Here is a 20,223-nt window from a genome sequence, read left to right on the forward strand (position 1 = left end):
TAACCAGTTAAGCGCGCGACCGTCGGGGCAGGACCCGGGCCACGGGCCTGTTCAGGACGTCTCAATGAGGAGTCATCCATGATCATTCGCACTCCACGTGCGGCCGTCGCGCTCGGCGCCGGCCTCGCCGCGGCGGCACTCGTCGTCGCACTCTCATCACCCGCCATGGCGGCGACGCCGCACACCCCGCCCGCACCGCACGGGCCGGTCGCGCCGCAGAAGACCAGCCATGTGCTCGGACAGGCGAAGCTCTTCGTCGCCGCCCCGAGCAGCGATGCCGTCAAGCAGACCATCCAGCTCGCGGCGCACCACGACACCACAGACGCGATCGCGCTCGCCAAAGTCCTCGCGACACCGCAGGCCGTGTGGCTCGACGGCGGCACGCCGGCCCAGGTCCGCAAGACCGTGCAGCGCACGATCGCCGCGGCCACCGTCGAGAGGACGGTGCCGGTCTTCGTCGCTTACAACATCCCCGGCCGCGACTGCGATCAGTACTCGGCGGGCGGCGCGACCGATACGGCGAGCTACGAGGCCTGGATCGCCGCGATCGCCGCAGGCATCGGGAACGCCAAGGCGGGAATCCTGGTCGAGCCGGACAGCCTCGGCCTGATCCCGTCGGACTGCATCGCGACGCACGGCCTCACGACGGCCGAGTATCCGTTCACCGACGCCGACCGTTACGCGCAGCTCAACTACGCCGTGCAGACGCTCGAGGCGAAGCCGAACACGAGCGTCTACCTCGACGCGACGCACCCCGCGTGGGAGAACGTCGGTGACATCTCGTCGCGCCTCATCAGCGGCGGCGTGAACAACGCCCAGGGCTTCTTCGTGAACGTGTCGAACTACCAGTACACGGTGAACGACGTCGACTACGGCACGTGGATCTCCGACTGCATCGCGCTCGTGAACGCCGGTGAGACCACGGCGGCGAACTGCTACAACCAGTACTGGAACGGTGGTCCGAACACCGGCTGGAACGGCGTCGCGCTCGACGACTACAGCCCCTGGCAGAGCACCGATCCGTCGCAGCTGTCGACCTACGCGGGCGACATCACCCTCAAGTACGACAACGACCTCGCGTCGGCGGGCGTCACGCCGACGGCGCACTTCGTCGTCGACACGAGCCGCAACGGCACCGGGCCGAACGACATGTCTGCCTACGCCGCGGCACCGTATGACCAGAGCACCGCGACGATCTCCGCGCTCGTCAGCGGCAACTGGTGCAACCCGCCGGGGGCCGGCCTCGGCCTCACCCCGACCACGCGCACGGGCAACCCGCTCGTCGATGCGTACCTCTGGGTGAAGACCCCCGGCGAATCCGACGGACAGTGCGATTCGGCGGGCGGGGCGCGGGCGTGGGACTACGGCGCGTACACGCAGCCGGGCTGGCCGACGGATGCCTCGAGCCAGGCCCTCTTCGATCCGCTCTGGGGCCAGGTCGATCCGGCGGCGGGCGCGTGGTTCCCCGCGCAGATGCTCGACCTGATCAGGCACGCGAACCCCGCGCTCTAGGGGTAGGCGCAGTCACCACCACCCATGCGCTCAGGCATAGCCTGGGGGCATGGGTGGTGGTCGATCAGATGCACGGTGAGTACAAGGTTCCCGGGGGGAAGCTCGTCGTCGTCGACCTCGAAGTGACCGCCGGGCGCATCTCCGATTTCCGACTGGCCGGCGATTTCTTCCTCGAGCCCGACGAGGCACTGCCCGCCATCAACGCGGCGGTGAACGGGCTCCCTGAGGAGGCCGACACCAAGGCGATCGCGGATGCCGTGCGCCAGGCTCTTCCCGAGGGCGCGGTGCTGCTCGGCTTCTCGCCCGAGGCGGTCGGCGTCGCGGTGCGGCGCAGCCTCGCGCACGCCACGAGCTGGAACGACTACCAGTGGGAGATCGTGCACGCCCCCGCGGTGAGCCCCGCGACCCATCTCGCGCTCGACGAGGTGCTCACGGCATCCGTCGCCGCCGGCACGCGCAACCCCACGCTGCGGTTCTGGGAGTGGGACCAGAACGCCGTCGTCATCGGCAGCTTCCAGTCGGTGAAGAACGAGGTCGACCCCGAAGGCGCCGCGCGGCACGGCTTCGAGATCGTGCGACGCATCACGGGCGGCGGCGCGATGATGATGGAGAAGGGCTCGGTCGTCACCTACTCGCTCTACGCGCCGATCGACCTCGTGCAGGGCATGACCTTCGCCGACAGCTACGCCTACCTCGACGAGTGGGCGATCCTGTCGCTGCAGGACATGGGCATCGACGCGAGCTACGTGCCGCTCAACGACATCACGAGCCCCAAGGGAAAGATCGGCGGGGCGGCGCAGAAGCGTCTCGGAGCGGGTGCGGTACTGCACCACGTCACGATGAGCTACGACATGGACGGTCAGAAGATGACCGAGGTGCTGCGGATCGGCCGCGAGAAGATCAGCGACAAGGGCATCGCGTCGGCCGCGAAGCGGGTCGACCCGCTGCGCAGCCAGACCGGTCTGCAGCGTGCGGAGATCATCGAACGGATGAAGGCGCGCTTCACCGCCATGTACGGCGCGGTTCCCGGCGACATCACCCCCGACGAATACGCGGCCGCCGCGCGCCTCGTCGAGACGAAGTTCTCGACCGACGAGTGGCTGTACCGAGTCCCCTGAGAATCGCGGTTCAGTCGCATTGGGTACCCTGGTGCGCGTGACCCCCCTGATCGTCGCGGCCATCGTGGCCGCAGTCTGCCTTCTGCTGTGGGGTCTGCACCGCCTCGGCGTCGTCGATTTCAGCGACAAGACGCAGAAGCGCGGCTCGGGCTCGGTGGGCAGCGGCATGCTGGGCGCGGCGCTCGACGAGGTGTTCCACCCGGTGCGCTACGAAGCCCAACAGGAGCTCGGGCGCCAGAGCCGGCTGCCGGCGCCGGCACCCGAGGCAGACGGTGACCCGCTCGGCATCGGTCAGGCGGGCGACCCGCGGCCGGGCCACATCGTGATCGAGCTCGACGAGTGGGGTCACACCGCTGGCGCGGCCCCCAGTTCGTCGAAGACCTCGGTGTTGAAGCGGTAGGCGAGCCGCGCCTCGTCGATGACCAGCCGGCGTTCCTCGGGTGACCAGGGAGCGGCATCCAATCGTGCGTGATACGTGTTGCGGAACGCGCGCGGCTTGGCGATGCCGTCGAAGCGGTAGAAGCCGACGCCCCGCTCCTCGAATCCGAAGCTGCGCTGCATGAGCGTGCGGACGATCTGGCCGCCGGAGAGGTCGCCAAGGTAGCGCGTGTAGTGGTGGGCGACGAAGCCGGCCGGCCAGTCGGAGGCGACGGAGCGGATGCGTGCGGCATAGCTGCGCGTGCTCTCGAGCGGCGCGATCCGCTCGCGCCAAGCATCGCCGAGGAGGAAGGCGAGGTCGCTCTCGATCGCGGGGAGCCGGGTCAGCTCAGGCGACAGGAACTCGGTGACGACGGGTTCGGAGGCGAGCAGTTCGGCTGCGCGCTCGAGCGCCGCGTAGATGAAGTAGTGCTGGGCGACCAGAGCGATGTAGTCGTCGCGCGAGCGGTTTCCCGATAGCAGCTGCGTGATGAACTCGGACCGCTCGCTGCGGGAGTGATCCTGCGCCGTGCCGTCGCGCAGTGCGGCGGAGAACGATGGTGCGGCGGAGATCGGCGGCTGGTCGGATTGGGCGGGCTGGTCGGCGTGGTCGGCGGACGGGGCGGCGGGCAGGCGGTGCTCCGGAGTCTCGATCATGGCGACAGCGTAGCGGGATTTGACCCTCCGGACTTAGGTAAGGCTAACCTTTATCAGATCGACGCCAGAAGCCCCTTCCCGCACGAGGAGACCCCATGCGCCGCTTCCTGACCGCTCCCGTCCGTGCCAGTGTCGCTGTTGCCGTCGTGACGGTGCTGGCCCTGTCGGCCTGTACCGAAGGCGCGTCGCCCGGCAGCACCGGCGGTGCGCCGAGCATCGCAAATTCGTCCGGCGCGAATCTGCCGGACCCGAAGACGATCGCGGGGCCATCGACCGCCGGATCCGTCCCGGAGGTCGTGCCGCTCGACGGCGTGAGCACCCCGCGCCTGCCTGTCAAGGTGACCGACCACCGCGGGCGCCCGGTGACGGTGACGGATGCCTCGCGCATCCTCGCGCTGGACATCTACGGAACGCTGGCCGACACCGTGATCGCCCTCGGGCTCGGTGACCGCATCGTCGGGCGTGGCTCGTCCACCACGGCCGCCTCACTCGCGTCGCTCCCGGTCGTGACCGAGAACGGGCATCAGCTGAACGCCGAGGCGATTCTGCGACTCCGGCCCACGGTCGTGCTCACCGACACCTCGATCGGGCCGCTTGCCGTGCAGCAGCAGCTGGCCGCGGCGAAAGTGCCGGTCGTGTTCTTCGACCCGCAGCGCACGCTCGCGAGCACCGGAGCGCTGATCCGGGCGGTCGCGGACGCGCTCGGCGTCGACGAATCCGGTGCGCGGCTCTCGGCACGCGTCGACGCGGAAGTCGCGGCCGGGCAGGCGAAGATCGCGGCGATGGCCCCGGGCGATGCGTCACGACGGCTGCGCATGGTGTTCCTCTACGTGCGGGGAACGGCGGGAGTGTTCTTCGTCATGGGTGCGGGGAGCGGCGCATCCGAACTGATCGCGGGGCTTCACGGCATCGATGTCGCAGCGGAGGCCGGGCTGAAGGGCATCAAGCCGGCGAATGGGGAGGCGCTGCTCGCGACGAATCCTGACCTCATTCTCGTGATGACCGACGGACTGAAATCGACGGGCGGCGTCGACGGGCTGCTCGCGCGCCCGGGTGTGGGGCAGACGACGGCGGGCCGCGCGAAGCGGGTCGTGGACATGGCCGACGGCCAGGTGCTCTCGTTCGGTCCGGGGTCCGCGGCCGTGCTGCTGTCGCTCGCTCGGGCCGTGTACGACCCGGCGGGCGCGCACTGATGCGCGGGCCACGCATATTCGTCCTGATCGGGCTTTCTCTAGGCCTGATCGGTGTCCTCGCAGGTTCCGCCATGGTGGGGCAGTTCGGGGCCGACCTCGGCGAGATCGTCGGGTCGATCGGACGGCGCATCGGTCTCGGCGCCGGCCGCCTCGGCCTGGGCCTGGGCCTGGGCCTGGGCCCCGACTCTTCGTCTGCGCCTCTGCCGGCAACTGGATCGGCGTCGGTGTCGGCATCGGCCGACGCGCTGTACCTCGACGGCGCGCTCTGGAACGTACGATTCCCGCGGCTCGCGCTCGGCGCGCTGGTCGGCGGCGCGCTGGGCCTCGGCGGCGCTCTCATGCAGGGCGCGTTCGGCAACCCGCTCGCCGAGCCCGGCGTCATCGGCGTCTCGGGCGGGAGCGCCGTCGGCGCCGCGGCCGCGATCGTCGCCGGGTGGGACTTCGCCGGGGCGACGACCGTGCCCCTGCTCGCCCTGACGGCCGGTGTCACGACCGCGGTGCTCGTCTCCCTGCTCTCGCGTTCGGGCGCGCGAACCGAGGTGCTCTCCCTCGTGCTCACCGGGATCGCCGTCAACGCGATCGCGTCGGCGCTGATCGCGTTCCTCGTGTTCATCGGCGACACGGCGAGCCGCGAGCAGATCGTGTTCTGGCAGCTCGGATCACTGAGCGGCGCCGACTGGGCGGCCGTCGGCGCGGTCCTTCCCTTCATCGTCGTCGGCACGACGGGCGCGCTCGTGTCGGCCCGGCGTCTCGACCTGCTCGCGCTCGGTGAGCGGTCCGCGGGCCATCTGGGAGTCAGCACCGAGCGGCTGCGGCTCCTCTGCGTTCTGTGCGTCGCCATCCTGACGGCAGCTGCGGTCGCGTACGCGGGCATCATCGCGTTCGTGGGCCTCATCGTGCCGCATCTGCTGCGGCTCGCGCTCGGCCCTGAGCACAGGACCCTGCTGCCGGCGTCCGCGTTGGGCGGGGCACTGCTCGTAAGCGGCGCGGACATCGCCGCGCGCACCGTCGTGTCGTTCGCGGACCTGCCGATCGGCATGTTCACGGCGTGCGTCGGCGCCCCGGTGTTCTTCGTGCTGCTGCGACGCAGCCTGCGCGGGGCTGCGGCATGAGCCTCGTCGCGGAACGCCTCGGGGTGCGGCTCGGCGGTCACGACGTGCTCACGGGCGTCGAACTCGCGCTCGAACAGGGCACCATCACGGCGCTCGTCGGGCCGAATGGCGCGGGGAAATCGACGCTGCTCGCCGCATTCGCCGGTGATCTCAGTGTCGCGTCCGGCAGGGTGCTGCTCGACGGGCATCCGATCACTCGGTTCGCCCCTCGGGATCTCGGCCGCCGTCGCGCGGTCCTCGTTCAGCAGCCGCAGACGGCGTTCGCCTATCGGGCGGGAGCCGTGGTCGCGATGGGGCGGTGGCCTTGGGAGGGCACCGCGCTCGCGGCTGATGACGAGAGCGCCATCGCCGGCGCGGTGGAGCGGGCGGATGTCGCGACGCTGGTCGATCGTTATGCGACCGCTCTGTCGGGCGGCGAGGCGGCCCGGGTCGCGTTCGCTCGCGTCGTCGCGCAGCGCACGCGCGTGGTGCTGCTTGACGAGCCCACCGCGGCGCTCGACATCGGCCACCAGACGAGAGTGCTCGCCACTGCGCGGGACCTCGCTGCGGCGGGTGCGCTCGTCGTGATCGTGCTGCACGACCTGAACCTCGCGGCCGGATACGCCGACCGGATCGCAGTGCTCGACCGGGGCCGGGTCGTCGCCGACGGGGTTCCCGCCGAGGTGCTGACCGGCCCGACCCTGAGCGCTGTGTACCGGCATCCGATCTCGGTCGTGGCGCACCCGTTGTCGGGGGTGCCGCTCGTCCTGCCGCGGCGGGGGTGATGGGCGGGGTGGATCGGTGGGGCTGATCGGCGAACTTTTTCGTTGACCTCGGGACCCGCGGGTCGCTAACGTCACAACTTAGGTAAGGCTTACCTAATATCCTCACGCACCACGCACCACGCACCACGCACCACGCACCACGCACCACGCCATCGCGTCGTCACCGCACGACCGCGCCACATCCGCACCTACGCGCACATGGAGCACCATCATGTCAACGCACTCGACTGAGTCGATCCCCCCACCCGCGTCCCGCAGGCGTCGTTCGCCGCTCAGGGGATTCGCGGCCCTCAACGCCATCGCCGTCGCGCTGGTCGCCACCATTGCCGGCGTCGCACCGCGCGCTACGGCCGCTGCCACGCCCAGTGTTGTTGCGCCCAGTGCTGCCGCGCCCAGTACTGTTGCGCCCGGTGCCGCTGCGCCCGGTGCTGGCATACCGGCTGAGATCCGCGGCGGCACCCTCAGCTGGGGCATCGACGCCGACCACCGCAGCAGCTTCAGCGACCCGAGATACGTGAGCCTCGACGGCGGTGCAGTTCAGGACGGCACCGGAGGCCCCTTCTCGTTCGCGGTCGACCCGAGTCGCTCCAGCTGGAACGAGCAGGACGGCACGGGTTCCGTTCAGCTGACCGGATCTGTACAGCTGGGCTATTTCCTCGGCCAGCCCTCACCCGGCACGACCGTAGGCAACTACGTATACGTCAAGGACCCGGTCATCACCATCGACGGCAAACGCGGCACGCTCAGCGCGATGAGCGCCGGCAGCTCGCACGACCAGCTGACCGAACTGCCGACGCAGGCGCTGCAGGTGCGTGAGCTCGCGACGCTGAGGCTGCCAGATCCGGTGATCGACGACGCCGGTACGAGCGTCACGTGGCCGAACGTATCCACCGCGGTCACGGAGGCCGGCTCGCACACCATCGCCGCCCTCGTCGACGGTGGTGTGCGGTACCGGGAGCCCGGCTCCGCGCTGGACCCGCTGAGCTTGCGCCTCAGCCGCGACGCGCCGGTCGCGCCAGTGCCAGAAGCGCCGCCGGGCACGTCGCCGGATGTGTCGCCCGGGGCTCCGCCGGACACACTGCCGGACACACTGCCGGATGCCCCGCTGGGTGCAGTCGAGACGACCACGTCGGTGCCGGAACTCAGCCCCGCAGCGCCGGTCGTCGCTGGGGTGCCGACCACCCTGGTCGCGCGAGTGAGCGCCGCCGACGATGCCGCGCCGGCCGGCACGGACGGCTTTGCCAACGCGACTCCCGCGCTGAGCAGCAGCCGTGGCCTCTCTGACGTCACCGGCGCGGCGCCGGCCGGCACGGTCCGCTTCGCCGACGCGACCGGCGTGATCGGCGCCGCGCCACTGAAGGACGGCCGCGCGGAACTTCGCGCGACTCTCCCCGCCGGCGGTCACGCCATCACGGCCAGCTATCTCGGCGACTCCGTGCACGCGCCGTCGACGAGCGCTGCCTCCGCGAACTACGGCGTCGTCGACACGTCGCAGCCAACACTGTGCACGCCGGGTCCGGATGCGCCCACCGCACACGGGGTGACCGCCGAGTGGGATTGGTCGGCCTACAGCAACGGCGCCTCCGCGTGGCCGAAGTACGCGGGCGGTGACGCGGCGGTGAGCACCGACGGGCGGACCTTCGAGCTCTCGAGCGGCACCGCGACGGCGGATGCTTCGTGCGCGACCTTCGCGTTCAGTGGCACTCTGCGCGTCGAGGCGTACCAGTCGTTCTTCCCGTCGCATGGCCAGTGGATCGAGCTCGTCGACCCGACGCTCACGATCAACAGTGCCGGCGATGGCGCCTGGAGCGCCGGAGTGCGCGCGGGGGAGAGCGCGTACACCGGCGCGGAGCCCCTCTCGCGCGTGGCGGTCGCCACCGTGTCCGGTGCGCGCTTTCCGACGTTGAGCACCGCGGGTGGGGCATCCGTTCAGCTGGACTACGCGAACACGGTCGCGCCCGGCACCTGGTCGGCCGGGTACGGCGACGCGTGGGCGAACGGATTCGTGATGCTCGCGCCGAGCTCGATCCGGGCGTTCTACTACACCTCGGGTGCCACGGCCGCGCAGGCGAGCAAGCCCCCGTCACCGGTGCGGCTGACCTGGCCGGCGCTCGGGCAGGCGGATTCCCCGAGCGGTCCGGCCAACCCGGCGACCCCCGCGAGCCCTGCAGGCCCCGCCACCCCGGGTGCCTCGAGCCCCGGCAGCCTGAGCTGGGGGTTCCTGTCTTCGTGGCGCGATTACGTCACCGCCAACGGTTCTATCGCGGTGTCCGACGGCGCGAGCAGAGCACGCGAAGGAACGTTCCAGTTCGGCCAGGCCGCCGGCGGCGACTATGACCCTGCGACCGGGAGCGGCACGATCAGGTACCGCGGTACGGTGCGATTCTCCAGTCAGGCGCACGGCTTCGACATTGCGATCGCTGACCCTCACGTGGTGATATCCGGCAAGAGCGCGACCCTCTCAGCGCGGGTGTCGACGGCGGACACCGCGGGCACGGGCAGCATGACCCGCACCGATGTCGCGCGGGTGGATCTCGGTGCGGCGACCCGCACCGCCCAGGGCGGCGTCATCACATGGTCGGCTGCGCCGACGATCTTCGCTGCCACGATGCGGCCGGCCGGCTGGGCGCGCTACGCCGGGCAGTCGGCGGACCCTGTGACGGTGCGCTTCGGAGTCCCGGCCACGAACACCGGTCTCGCGGACGCCGACCTGAGTCACGGTTCGGGCGGCCGACCCGCAGCCTCGGGCGTTGGTCCCGGCTCCGGTGCTGGTGTCGGTGCCGGTGCCAGTGCCGGTGGAGCGGGCGCGGAGGCCGGCGCGCTCACGGACGCGGCGTCCAACTCACCGGGCGAGACGTGCGTGGCGCGTTCCTCCGTCGGTGCGGAGCTCGACTGGGGAGTGAAGCGCAGCTTCCGCGACTACATCGTCGGCGGCATCGCGAACGGCGCCATCACGACCTCGGGTGTGGGCACGAACGACAGCGGATTCCGCTGGAACAACGGTTCCGGCTCGCTGAACCCGAGCAGCGGCACCGGGCGCGTCACGTTCACGGGCAGTGTGCGGATGACCGGCCACGACGGAGTCCTCGACCTGACCATCGCAAACCCGCGCCTGGTCCTGACGAGCGCGAGTCGTGCGTCGCTCTACGCGGATGTCACATCCGCGGCCCCTGATGGTGGCGCACCGAGTACGCGCACCGCCGTCCCCCTCGCCTCAGTCGCACTTCCCGGCAATGCGCCGGTCGGTGGTTCGCTCACGGTTTCGGGGGCGGCGGCGACGCTCACTGCTGACGGCGCGAGTGCGTTCGCCGGCTATTACGCCGCTGGTCAGGAACTCGACCCCGTGTCGTTCGTGCTGCCGCTCGGCGGCAAGGTCGGTTGCGACGCGTATTCGAGTGCCAAGCTCGCGAAGACAGGCACGAATGTGTCGTCGGGTGAATGGTTGGCCGGCGGCCTGCTGCTCTTTGGAGTCGCCGCGCTTGTCGTGGCGCGCCGGCGGAGTGCGGTGCGCTGACGGGACCATCCCGCGCAGCACACAGCGGGCGGCTTGGACTTCGCATTCCGAGCCGCCCGCACCCGCACTGCGTCGCACCCGCACTGCGTCGCACCCGCACCGCGCGTCACCGCGCCGGGGCGGCGACCGCTCGCGTGGAATGATCGACAGCATGCCGCTGTGGAGCCCCGACTACCCGGACACGGTTTTCCACGCCGACAATCTCGAGATCCTGCCGGAGCTGCCAGACGGCGCATTCACCGTCGTCTACCTCGATCCGCCGTTCAACACGGGACGCTCGCAGCAGCGCCGTTCGACGACGTCGATCAGACAGCCGCCTGCGTCGAGCACAACAGCAGTGCCGGGCACACCGGCCGTCTCGGCGATGCCAGCGCCGCAGACCGCGTCAGCCATGCCGACAGTGCCGACAGTGCCGACAGTGCCCGTGCTGCCAACCGCCACGGCCGCCCCAGTCACGCCAGTCCCGGCGCGAACCGGACTGGTCACGGGTTTCAAGGGCCAGACCTACCAGCGCATCAAGGGCGATCTGCTCGGTTACGACGATGTGTTCGACGACTATTGGGCGTTCCTCGAGCCGCGGCTCGTCGAGGCGTGGCGTCTACTGGCCGAGGACGGCACCCTCTACCTGCACCTGGACTACCGCGAGGCGCACTACGCAAAGGTCCTGCTCGATGCGCTGTTCGGTCGCGAATGCTTCATCAACGAACTGATCTGGGCCTACGACTACGGTGCCAAATCGAAACGGCGCTGGCCGACGAAGCACGACACGATCCTGATGTACGTGAAGAACCCCGCCAAGTACTACTTCGACTCGGAAGCGGTCGACCGCGAGCCGTACATGGCGCCCGGTCTCGTCACGCCCGAGAAGGCGGCACGAGGCAAGTTGCCGACGGATGTCTGGTGGCACACCATCGTGTCCCCGACCGGCAAGGAGAAGACCGGGTACCCGACGCAAAAACCGGCGGGGCTGCTCAGACGGATGCTCCAAGCATCGTCCCGCGAGGGCGACTGGGTTCTCGACTTCTTCGCGGGCTCGGGCACGACGGGTGCTGTCGCGGCTGCGCTCGGTCGCCGTTTCGTGCTCATAGACGAAAACCCCGAGGCGATCCGCGTGATGCGGAAACGCCTCGGGGACGGTGTGTTTTCGTCGCGCCTGCCCTAGTCAGGCGCCAGTAGGCAGATCGGCTAGCGGTCGACGCGGTCGCCGGTCAGGTCGAGCGCGCCGGTCTGGATCGACGGGCCGACGGGTGAGCCGGCCAGGTCGGCACCCGCGCGTGCGCTGATCTCGACGTCCTCGGCAGGGTTCTCCGTCGCTGCGCTCTCCGCAGCGGCGGCGTCGGCCTGCTGCTGCAGGGCCGAGACCTTGCGCAGCGGCGGAACGCGGAAGAACAGGCTGAGGATGAACGCCAGCGCGAGGACGAACATGCCGACCCAGTAAATCGTGATCGTCGATGCGTTGAAGCCGTTCAGGAACGGGCGCTTGAGGGCTTCCGTCGCGTTGTTCAGGAACGACGTGTTGCTCGTGTCGATGTTGGTCGAGCTCTTCGACGACGTGCCGCCGTTGACCTGCTTGATGATCGTCGGAACGACCTGGTTCACGAATCCCTCGCGCTGAGCGGCGTTCGAGAAGTCGAGCCCCTGCGGAGCCTGGGCCTTGAGCGGGGTGACGATCGGGGTCCAGAACTGCTTCATGATGCCGGCGTTGTGCGGTGCGGTGGCAACGGTCGGGTTGAGGGCGTCGTCCAGCGCGGCGGTGAGGTCGTGCTTGTTGGTCGTCGCGGTCTGGATGTTTCCAGGCAGCACCGAGAACAGTACCGACAGGAGCACAGCCGTACCGAGCGTTCCACCGATCTGACGGAAGAACGTCGAGGAGGCGGTCGCCACACCCATGTCACGCGGCTCGACCGAGTTCTGGCTGGCGAGCGTCAGGGTCTGCATGAGCTGCCCGAGGCCGAGGCCGATGACGAACAGCGCGATCAGCATGTACCACAGCGGCCGGTCGACGGTCATGAACGTCAGCAGGTAGAAGCCGACGCCCGTGAGTGCCGTGCCGATGACCGGGAAGATGCGGTACTTGCCGGTGCGCGAGATGATCTGGCCCGAGGCGATCGAGGCGACCATGAGGCCGAGCACCATCGGCAGCGTCGCGAACCCGGACGCGGTCGGGCTGAGCCCGGTGACGATCTGCAGGTAGAGCGGAATGGTCAGCATGGCGCCGAACATGCCGAAGCCGACCAGAACACCGAGGATCGTCGCCATCGAGAAGACGCCGGAGCGGAACAGCTTCAGCGGGATGATCGCGTCGTCCTTCATGAGGGTCTCGACGACGAGGAAGGCGACGAGGCCGAGGGCCGAGATCACGTAGCAGGCGAGCGACGCCGCGGAGCCCCAGCCCCACGTGCGGCCCTGCTCGGCGACGAGCAGGAGCGGAACGAGCGTCGCGACGACGGCGGTTGCTCCCCACCAGTCGATGCGGACCTTGCGGCTGGAGAACTTCGGCAGGTGCAGGAACGCGAGGACCATGAACAGCGCGGCGACACCGATCGGCACGTTCACGAGGAATACCCAGCGCCAGCCGGAGATGAACAGGATCTGCGACGTTCCCGCGAACAGGCCGCCGATGAGCGGGCCGATGACGGAGGAGATGCCGAAGACGGCCAGGAAGTAGCCCTGGTACTTCGCGCGCTCTCGCGGAGACAGCATGTCGCCCATGATGGCCAGCGGCAGCGACATCAGGCCACCGGCGCCGATGCCCTGGAAGGCGCGGAACCCGGCGAGCATGATCATCGAGGTGGAGAACGACGAGGCCGCGGAACCGATGATGAACACGGCGATCGCGAAGATGTAGAGCGGCCTGCGGCCGAAGATGTCGGAGAGCTTGCCGTAGATCGGCGTGGCGATCGTCGAGGTGATGAGATAGGCGGTCGTCACCCAGGCCTGCTGGTTGAGGCCGTGCAGATCGTCACCGATGGTACGGATCGCGGTACCGACGACGGTCTGGTCGAGCGCACCGAGGAACATGCCGGCCATGAGGCCGTAGATGACCAGCAGGATCTGCTGGTGCGACATCACCGCCTTGGGTCCGGACGGGGCGCCTGCGGGCGCGACAGCTTCTGACATTGAGGTCCTTTTGGTTGAGACGATGCCGAGCACGGTGCTGCTACACGGTGCCCGCTACACGGTGTTGGCTACCCGATGCGTGCTGCAACGTGGGAGCCGTTACGCGCCGATCATGCCGACGCGGCCGACATGGGCGGAAAGAAATTTGCGGTGACTGCAAATTTACACCTTGCGAAGCGGTTTTACCAATCGACGGTGAACCAGTTGATCCACCAGCAGGGTTACGCAGCCGAATCGAGTTGCGCAAGGCCCCTCTCGATGGTCGCGATCACCGTCGGATCGTCCGGCACCGTGCTCGATCGGAAGCGGGTCACGGAGTCGTCCGGCGCGATGACGAACTTCTCGAAGTTCCACTTCACGGGGCCGCCGAGCTGCGCGTCGTCGAGGGTCTGCGTCAGCTCGTCGTAAAGCGGGTGCGCCTCCTCGCCGTTCACGTCTGTCTTCTCCATCAGGGGGAAGGTGACGCCGTACGTCGCCCTGCAGAACTCAACGATCTCGCCGGCCGTGCCGGGCTCCTGACCGCCGAACTGGTTGCTCGGGAAGCCGAGCACGGTGAATCCGCGCGGCTCGTAGTCCTTCTGCAGTTGCTCAAGGGTTTCGTACTGCGGGGTGAAGCCGCACTTCGAGGCGACGTTGACCACCATCACGACCTTGTCGGCGTAGGCGGCGAGCGAAGTGGTGCCCCCGTCGATCGTCGTCAAGGGGATGTCGCGGATCGATGACATGACTACCCTTCGAGCGCTTCGTCGACGATGCGCTTGGCCTCAGCCTGCACCTGGGCGAGGTGTTCTGCACCTTTGAATGACTCGGCATAGATCTTGTACACATCTTCGGTGCCCGACGGCCGCGCGGCGAACCACGCGTTCTCGGTGACGACCTTCACGCCACCGACAGCCGCACCGTTGCCGGGCGCTTCGGACAGCTTCGCGACGATGGGGTCGCCCGCCAGCTCGGTCGCGGTGATCGCATCACCGGACAGCTTGCCGAGCTTCGCCTTCTGCTCCTTCGTCGCGGCCGCGTCGATGCGCTCGTAGACCGGGTCGCCGAACTTCTCAGTCAGCTCGCGGTAGAGCTGCGACGGGCTCTTGCCGGTCACGGCGATGATCTCGCTCGCGAGCAGGGCGAGCAGGATGCCGTCCTTGTCGGTCGTCCACGCAGTGCCGTCTTTGCGCAGGAACGAGGCACCGGCTGACTCCTCGCCACCGAACGCGACCGAGCCGTCGACGAGGCCGGGCACGAACCACTTGAAGCCGACCGGCACCTCCCACAGCCGGCGGCCGAGGGACTCGGCGACGTGGTCGATGATCGACGACGACACGAGGGTCTTCCCGATCGCGGCATCCGCTCGCCAGTCCGGCCGGTGCGAATAGAGGTATTGGATTGCGACCGCGAGATAGTGGTTCGGGTTGAGCAGACCGCCGTCGGGGGTGACGATGCCGTGCCGGTCGGCGTCGGCGTCGTTCCCGGTCACGACCTGGTACTCGTCTTTGTGCTCGAGAACGCTCGCCATCACGAACTTGCTCGACGGGTCCATGCGGATCTTCTCGTCCCAGTCGAGCGTCATGAACGGCCACTTGGGGTCGACGCGCGGATTCACGACAGTGAGGTCGAGCCCGTACTTCTCGCCGATCAGCTTCCAGTAGCTGACGGATGCGCCGCCCAGCGGGTCAGCGCCGATCTTCACCCTCGCGGCCTTGATCGCGTCGATGTCGATGATGTTGACCAGGTCGGCGACGTACTCTTCGCAGAAGTCGTAGCCTTCGACCCCGCTCGGCTCTGCGCGATCGACCCCCTTCAGCCCATTGGCGATGAGTTCGTTGGCGCGGTTCGCGATCCAGCTCGTCGCGTCGGTGTCAGCGGGACCGCCATGCGGGGGGTTGTATTTGAAGCCGCCGTCGCGGGGCGGGTTGTGGCTCGGCGTGACGACGATGCCGTCGGCCTGCGGGAGACCGGGGTGCTCGCGGTTGTACTTGATGATCGCGTGGCTCACCGCCGGCGTCGGCACGTAGTCGTCGTGCGCGTCGGTGTACACCTCGACCTGGTTGCCGATGAGCACCTCGAGCGCGGTCGTCATCGCCGGGCCCGAGAGCACGTGCGTGTCTGCGCCGATGAACAGCGGGCCGGTCGTGCCCTGCGTCTCGCGGTACTCGACGATCGCCTGGGTGCATGCCGCGATGTGGTCTTCGTTGAACGCGGTGTCGAGCGACGAACCGCGGTGCCCCGAGGTGCCGAACACGACCCGCTGTGCCGGGATCGACGCGTCGGGCTTCAGCTCGTAGTAGGCCCTGACCACGGCTTCGTCGTCGATCAGATCGGATTCCTGCGCGTACGTCCCTGCACGAGAAGTCATATTCCCCATCCTGTCAGCGCCGCCCGGCTCTCAACACCCCGTTGCGGGCGTGCGAACTCGCAGTTGCGCGATGACGCCGTGCTTCGGGATGAGTCGTACGGGTTCTCGCCCCGGCCAGTCGAGCGAGTACCTCGATCCGCGCCGCTCAACCCGGCCGCCCTGGTTGTGCAGGTTGAGGTGATGGAACCTGCACAGCAGAACCCCGTCTCTGGTTTCCGTCTTGTGATTCAGCTCATGTTCGGACCACGGATTGACGTGATGCGCTTCACACGCAGCCGGTGGCATCGTGCACCCGGGCCACAGGCACCCGCCGTCTCTGAGCGCCAATGCCTTGCGTTGTCGTGTCGAGAAGGTGCGCTCGGCTTTGGTCGCGTCGATCGCTCGCCCCGTCTCGTCGAAGAGCACCCCGGCGACCGCGCCGTTGCAGATCGCGCTGACGATCTGAGCACCGCCGACGGGCTGGCTCACCCCGTCGAGCCACCCGAGACCGTCGCCGGGGGAGGCGATCGCACTGCGGAGCTCCGTCGTGGTCACGGCGATGTTCACCGTGGGCACGTATTTTCCGAACTCGCCGGATGCCGCGACGCCCGCTGCGACGAAGCCGGTGAGCGCGTCGGCGAGCAGCTGCTCGTTCGACCGAGGGTCGAGCTCGAGCTCGGTGGCGCGCTCGCGCTCTTCCGCTGTCATGAAGCGCGGGCCGCCGAGGCGCGGTGCGAGATGACGGAAGAGGGGAGTCCAGATCTCGGCGTCGGTCAGGGGATCGACCAGCAGGTCGTACTTGACCATGCCGTCGGCGCGTACCACCCGCTTCAACGAGCGCTGCGAGTGGAGCCGTTCCGCGTTCTCGCGGGCCCACTCGCGGTCGAGGCAGGCGCGCATCGCCTTCGCCGCCCGTGACACGTCTTCCGCGGTGAGCTCGCCCTGCCAGCAGTCGTCGATGAGCTGCAGGGCCGCGTCGCGCCAGGCGCCCCCTCGCTCCGCCGGCGACGGCTCGCCGAGCGCGGCTCTCAGCCGGTCGCCCTGGTCGGTGGAGAGCCACCCATTGCGCATCGCCACCGCGACTGGCGCGTCCCATGCGCCGGTCAGCGTGCGCAGCACATCGAGCGATCGTGGCGCCGGCTCGAAAGACAGCGTCGCGCGCGGCGCTGTGCCACGCTCCCGTGCGTCGGGAGAGGCGAGTGGAGCTATCGCGTGCGCCGTCTCGAGCATTCCGCCGACTCGGACGGCCTTGATCGCGTCGCCGCGCGTGCTCCCGGTGATCTTCTGCACGAGTTCTGCGCCGGACTTCACGCCCGCGCGCCGCGCCAGTGAGTCGGGCCCGAGATCTCGCGCGGACTTCCGGTCGATGTCGGCGGCGACCAGCGAGATCGCGGCGTCGACTCGCCGTCGCAGGGCCGCGAGCTCGGTCAGCAGCGTCGTCGTCGCCGCGCCGGACAGCACGGCGACGTCGTTGACGTCGGGGAGCGCGTCGACTGCGGAAGCAGTCAGCTCGCGAACCCGCCTGATGATCTCGGCCATGAGACAAAGCTACGAGTGACCACCGACATCAGCGCCCCGAAAGGCTACTCAGAGCCGAATCTGTGTACAACTCAGCGAAATGGTCTCCGGTGCTGGGCAAGACCCGCCGCGCCGCCCGCGCCCACCCCCGGTACGCCACCCCCGCCCCACCCCGCGCCCCACCCCCGATCCCCACTACCCTGAATCCCGTGACAACGCACGGTGAGAACGCCTCAGAGACCTATAGCTACCTGGGCCCCGCCGGCACGTTCACCGAGCTCGCGCTCAAGCAGGTCGACGCGGCGCAGGGCAAGCCCTGGCGGGCCGTCAACAACGTGGGCGAGGCGCTCGACGACGTCGTCACGGGCCGGTCGACGGCGGCTGTGATCGCGATCGAGAACTCGATCGACGGCGGTGTCGCCGCGACGCAGGACGCGCTCGCGACCGTGCCGGGCCTCCGCATCATCGGCGAGTACCTCGTGCCCGTCGGCTTCGTCCTCGTGACGCGGCCGGGAACGACGATCGACCAGGTGCGCACCATCGCCGCGCACCCGGTGGCGTATGCGCAGTGCCGCGGCTGGCTCGACAAGAACCTGCCTGAGCACTCCTATGTCCCCGCGGGCAGTAACGTGCAGGCGGCGTCGCAGCTGCTCGAGACGGATGCGGCGGGCAATCCGGCATCCGTCGCCGATGCGGCCATCGCGCCGCCCACGATCGTCGACCATCACCCGCTCGACGTGCTCGCCGAGAAGATCATCGACAACCCGCACGCGGTGACGCGCTTCGCTCTCGTCAGCCGCAGCCGTGCGATCCCGCCGCGCACCGGCGCCGATAAGACGAGTCTCATCGCCGAGCTGCCGAGCGACGCGCCGGGCTCGCTGGTCGAGCTGCTCGAGCAGTTCTCCACGCGGGGCGTCAACATGAGCCTGCTCGAGTCGCGGCCCATCGGCGACGCGCTCGGGCGGCACCGCTTCATCATCGACCTCGAGGGCCACATCACCGAGGAGCGCATCGCCGACGCGGTGCTCGGCCTCTACCGCTTCACGCCCCGCGTGATCTTCCTCGGGTCATACCCGAGGGCCGATGGCGAGCCGCCCGAGTTCGATCCGCGCTACGCGGACGAGGTGTTCGTCGAGGCGCGCGACTGGCTGAGGGCACTCGTGAGCGCGGAGCCCACCGAGTCCTGAAGCTGCACCACTCGGTCGCGCACTGCCTGCTCGAACGCGTTCGCCCAGACCACGTAGCCGCGGTCGTTCGGGTGGAACAGGTCGCCGGCGAACTGGGTGGTGACGCCGCGCACGCCCTCGCGGCGCATCGTGTCGTGCAGGTCGACGACGCGCAGCCCGTATTTCGCGGCGGTGCTGCGCAGAATCCGATTGCCGGCGAGGGCTTTCCGCTCGCCGGGCAGGAAGTAGAAGCTCGGCAGGTCGGCGACGATGGCGTGGGGCGGCAGCTGGGAGAGCAGAAGGTCGAGCTCGCGCTCGAACCGCTCAGCGTCCCACGCGGCGATGTCGTTGGCGCCGACCGAGACGGTGATGACGGCCGCGTCGACCAGCTCTGACCTGATGTGCAGGAAGCGCGGCAGTTCCTTCTCGATCGCCGTGCCGAGCGTGGCACCCGAGATGCTGAGGTTGACGACCCGCACCGCGAGTCCGGTGCGCTTCTCGAGGCGCTTCGCGAGCACGCCGACGTAGCTGCGGGCGGGCCGCGAGGCTCCGATGCCCTGGGCGGCCGAGTCGCCGATCGCGATGTAGACGAGGTCGCCGGGCAGCTCGCGCCGGGCGCGCCAGTACGCGCTGTGCACCGGGATGTTGTCGGCGAGCAGGCGCTGCCACGTCAGCTGGCGGCGGCGGAGCCAGCGCCCCCAGATCAGCCCTGCGCCGACGGCGAGCCCGACGGCCCCCGCGGCGACGATCGCGCTCCGTGCCCGCATGGTCTCAGGGTACGCGCGCGACCTCGGGGGGCACCCTGACGATCAGGCTTCTGGGGTCGGTGCGGAACCGGGCCGCCGTGACGAGCCCGAACGCGTCGCCGTCGAGCTCGGCGTCGAGCGGGTGGTCGAGCTTCAGCGAGACGACCGGGCCGCGCGTGTACTCGAGCACGTTCGGGAGCACGCGCGAACGGAACGACATCATCTTCCGGCCGAAGCCGGTGCGCCGCAGGACGTGGTTCTCCCACATGACGGCGCGGCCGATGTACAGCCAGCCGAACACCGTCTTGGGGTGCATCACGGCCACGTCGAGCACGCCGTCATCGATGAGCGCGCCGGGCAGCAGCTCGACGCCGCCCGGCAGCGCTCCGACGTTGCCGACGAGCACCGAATGCGCGTCGAACGAGCGCACGGTGTCCTCGCCGCCTGGCCGTTCGACGCGCAGCTTCGTGTGAGTCGGCTTCGAGACGAACACCGAGCGCAGCACGCCGTCGACGTAGGCGATCCACCCGATCCGCTGTTTGAGCGCGGGGCTGGTGTTCGCGATCATGGCGGCGTCCACGCCGACGCCGGCGACGACCATGAACGGATGCTCGGTCACCCGCTCATCGGGTGAGGTGAACTCGGCGATCCCGACGTCGACGACCCGGTCCGCGCCGGTGAAGGCGAGCTCGACGGCCGCGTCGGGGTGGCCGATCGGGATCCCGAGGTTGCGCGCGAGCAGATTGCCGGTGCCGCTCGGCACGATGCCGAGTGCAGTGCCCGTGTTGCGCAGCGCCGCGGCCACCGAGCGGATGGTGCCGTCACCGCCCGATGCGATGACGAGTCGCGCGCCCGCGGCGGCGGCCTCGGCGGCCGCTGTGGCGCCGTCGTCGTCGCGCGTCGTCTCGAACCACAGCGGACGCCCCGCATCGGAGTCGTACGCGTGCCGCGCGATCGACTGACGCACGCGCATGACATCGCCCTTGATGGGATTGACGATGGCGGCGACCGTGCCGGCGGAGTCGCGGGCCTCAGTCATTAGCCCAAACTACCGCGG

At 69.3% G+C, this 20,223-nt stretch carries 16 protein-coding genes; 9 read left to right on the forward strand and 7 right to left on the reverse strand.

Going from position 1 to position 20,223, the window contains the following annotated elements:
- Nucleotides 1–78: 78 nt before the first annotated feature.
- The 3 genes from ACFOYW_RS12225 (at nt 79) to ACFOYW_RS12235 (ending at nt 3,030) form a co-directional block, all read left to right on the forward strand.
- Complete coding sequence (locus tag ACFOYW_RS12225; protein WP_390229209.1) at nt 79–1,512, forward strand: glycoside hydrolase family 6 protein; 1,434 nt, start codon at nt 79–81, stop codon at nt 1,510–1,512.
- A 68-nt stretch (nt 1,513–1,580) separates the two neighbouring features.
- Nucleotides 1,581–2,630 (forward strand): lipoate--protein ligase family protein, encoded by a 1,050-nt coding sequence (locus ACFOYW_RS12230; protein WP_390229647.1) that lies wholly within the window; start codon nt 1,581–1,583, stop codon nt 2,628–2,630.
- Nucleotides 2,631–2,667: 37 nt separating this feature from the next.
- A complete protein-coding gene (locus ACFOYW_RS12235) occupies nt 2,668–3,030 on the forward strand; it encodes a hypothetical protein (protein ID WP_390229211.1) in 363 nt (120 codons plus the stop codon).
- Here the strand turns inward: ACFOYW_RS12235 and ACFOYW_RS12240 are convergent.
- A complete protein-coding gene (locus tag ACFOYW_RS12240; RefSeq protein WP_390229212.1) occupies nt 2,976–3,704 on the reverse strand; it encodes a biliverdin-producing heme oxygenase in 729 nt (242 codons plus the stop codon). The two genes, ACFOYW_RS12235 and ACFOYW_RS12240, sit on opposite strands and share 55 nt — an antisense overlap.
- Nucleotides 3,705–3,799: 95 nt before the next feature.
- Here ACFOYW_RS12240 and ACFOYW_RS12245 point away from each other — a divergent pair, with 95 nt between their 5' ends.
- The 5 genes from ACFOYW_RS12245 (at nt 3,800) to ACFOYW_RS12265 (ending at nt 11,449) form a co-directional block, all read left to right on the forward strand.
- Nucleotides 3,800–4,897 carry a heme/hemin ABC transporter substrate-binding protein gene (locus tag ACFOYW_RS12245; RefSeq protein ID WP_390229214.1) on the forward strand — a complete coding sequence of 366 codons (1,098 nt, stop codon included), beginning with the start codon at nt 3,800–3,802 and terminating at the stop codon, nt 4,895–4,897.
- A gap of 71 nt (nt 4,898–4,968) precedes the next feature.
- A complete protein-coding gene (locus ACFOYW_RS12250; protein WP_390229216.1) occupies nt 4,969–6,009 on the forward strand; it encodes a FecCD family ABC transporter permease in 1,041 nt (346 codons plus the stop codon).
- Nucleotides 6,006–6,773 (forward strand): heme ABC transporter ATP-binding protein, encoded by a 768-nt coding sequence (locus ACFOYW_RS12255; RefSeq protein ID WP_390229218.1) that lies wholly within the window; start codon nt 6,006–6,008, stop codon nt 6,771–6,773. Before ACFOYW_RS12250 ends, ACFOYW_RS12255 begins: the two co-directional genes overlap by 4 nt.
- A 211-nt stretch (nt 6,774–6,984) precedes the next feature.
- A complete protein-coding gene (locus tag ACFOYW_RS12260; RefSeq protein ID WP_390229220.1) occupies nt 6,985–10,287 on the forward strand; it encodes an HtaA domain-containing protein in 3,303 nt (1,100 codons plus the stop codon).
- Nucleotides 10,288–10,438: 151 nt separating this feature from the next.
- A complete protein-coding gene (locus ACFOYW_RS12265; protein WP_390229222.1) occupies nt 10,439–11,449 on the forward strand; it encodes a DNA-methyltransferase in 1,011 nt (336 codons plus the stop codon).
- Nucleotides 11,450–11,472: 23 nt separating this feature from the next.
- Here ACFOYW_RS12265 and ACFOYW_RS12270 read toward each other — a convergent pair whose 3' ends face one another.
- From ACFOYW_RS12270 to ACFOYW_RS12285, 4 genes are all read right to left on the reverse strand, one after another.
- A complete protein-coding gene (locus ACFOYW_RS12270; RefSeq protein ID WP_390229224.1) occupies nt 11,473–13,407 on the reverse strand; it encodes an MDR family MFS transporter in 1,935 nt (644 codons plus the stop codon).
- Between the two features lie 221 nt (nt 13,408–13,628).
- Nucleotides 13,629–14,132, reverse strand: a complete 504-nt coding sequence (locus ACFOYW_RS12275; protein WP_390229226.1) for a glutathione peroxidase — start codon at nt 14,130–14,132, stop codon at nt 13,629–13,631.
- A gap of 2 nt (nt 14,133–14,134) precedes the next feature.
- The gene (pgm, locus tag ACFOYW_RS12280; protein ID WP_390229228.1) at nt 14,135–15,757 is read right to left on the reverse strand and encodes a phosphoglucomutase (alpha-D-glucose-1,6-bisphosphate-dependent); all 1,623 of its coding nucleotides are present in this window, start codon (nt 15,755–15,757) and stop codon (nt 14,135–14,137) included.
- 30 nt (nt 15,758–15,787) lie between these two features.
- Nucleotides 15,788–17,275 carry an HNH endonuclease signature motif containing protein gene (locus ACFOYW_RS12285; RefSeq protein ID WP_390229230.1) on the reverse strand — a complete coding sequence of 496 codons (1,488 nt, stop codon included), beginning with the start codon at nt 17,273–17,275 and terminating at the stop codon, nt 15,788–15,790.
- A gap of 188 nt (nt 17,276–17,463) precedes the next feature.
- On the opposite strand from ACFOYW_RS12285, the gene pheA reads away from it, so the two are divergent.
- Nucleotides 17,464–18,441 (forward strand): prephenate dehydratase, encoded by a 978-nt coding sequence (gene pheA, locus ACFOYW_RS12290; RefSeq protein WP_390229232.1) that lies wholly within the window; start codon nt 17,464–17,466, stop codon nt 18,439–18,441.
- On the opposite strand, the gene ACFOYW_RS12295 is transcribed toward pheA, so the two are convergent.
- Together ACFOYW_RS12295 and ACFOYW_RS12300 are read right to left on the reverse strand one after the other, a co-directional pair.
- Nucleotides 18,366–19,187, reverse strand: coding sequence for an SGNH/GDSL hydrolase family protein (locus ACFOYW_RS12295; RefSeq protein WP_390229234.1), 822 nt, complete (start codon nt 19,185–19,187; stop codon nt 18,366–18,368). The two genes, pheA and ACFOYW_RS12295, sit on opposite strands and share 76 nt — an antisense overlap.
- Nucleotides 19,188–19,191: 4 nt before the next feature.
- Nucleotides 19,192–20,205, reverse strand: a complete 1,014-nt coding sequence (locus ACFOYW_RS12300; RefSeq protein WP_390229236.1) for a diacylglycerol/lipid kinase family protein — start codon at nt 20,203–20,205, stop codon at nt 19,192–19,194.
- Nucleotides 20,206–20,223 lie beyond the last annotated feature (18 nt).

This window comes from Gryllotalpicola reticulitermitis, assembly GCF_042651345.1.
Lineage (GTDB): Bacteria > Actinomycetota > Actinomycetes > Actinomycetales > Microbacteriaceae > Gryllotalpicola > Gryllotalpicola reticulitermitis.

Coding starts and splice junctions, on each gene's coding strand:
- ACFOYW_RS12275 (WP_390229226.1), bottom strand. CDS start 14,132: ATGTCATCGATCCGCGACATCCCCTTGACGACGATCGACGGGGGCACC.
- ACFOYW_RS12245 (WP_390229214.1), top strand. CDS start 3,800: ATGCGCCGCTTCCTGACCGCTCCCGTCCGTGCCAGTGTCGCTGTTGCC.
- ACFOYW_RS12225 (WP_390229209.1), top strand. CDS start 79: ATGATCATTCGCACTCCACGTGCGGCCGTCGCGCTCGGCGCCGGCCTC.
- ACFOYW_RS12295 (WP_390229234.1), bottom strand. CDS start 19,187: ATGCGGGCACGGAGCGCGATCGTCGCCGCGGGGGCCGTCGGGCTCGCC.
- ACFOYW_RS12230 (WP_390229647.1), top strand. CDS start 1,581: ATGCACGGTGAGTACAAGGTTCCCGGGGGGAAGCTCGTCGTCGTCGAC.
- ACFOYW_RS12260 (WP_390229220.1), top strand. CDS start 6,985: ATGTCAACGCACTCGACTGAGTCGATCCCCCCACCCGCGTCCCGCAGG.
- ACFOYW_RS12270 (WP_390229224.1), bottom strand. CDS start 13,407: ATGTCAGAAGCTGTCGCGCCCGCAGGCGCCCCGTCCGGACCCAAGGCG.
- ACFOYW_RS12285 (WP_390229230.1), bottom strand. CDS start 17,275: ATGGCCGAGATCATCAGGCGGGTTCGCGAGCTGACTGCTTCCGCAGTC.
- ACFOYW_RS12300 (WP_390229236.1), bottom strand. CDS start 20,205: ATGACTGAGGCCCGCGACTCCGCCGGCACGGTCGCCGCCATCGTCAAT.
- pgm (WP_390229228.1), bottom strand. CDS start 15,757: ATGACTTCTCGTGCAGGGACGTACGCGCAGGAATCCGATCTGATCGAC.
- ACFOYW_RS12240 (WP_390229212.1), bottom strand. CDS start 3,704: ATGATCGAGACTCCGGAGCACCGCCTGCCCGCCGCCCCGTCCGCCGAC.
- ACFOYW_RS12265 (WP_390229222.1), top strand. CDS start 10,439: ATGCCGCTGTGGAGCCCCGACTACCCGGACACGGTTTTCCACGCCGAC.
- ACFOYW_RS12255 (WP_390229218.1), top strand. CDS start 6,006: ATGAGCCTCGTCGCGGAACGCCTCGGGGTGCGGCTCGGCGGTCACGAC.
- ACFOYW_RS12250 (WP_390229216.1), top strand. CDS start 4,969: ATGGTGGGGCAGTTCGGGGCCGACCTCGGCGAGATCGTCGGGTCGATC.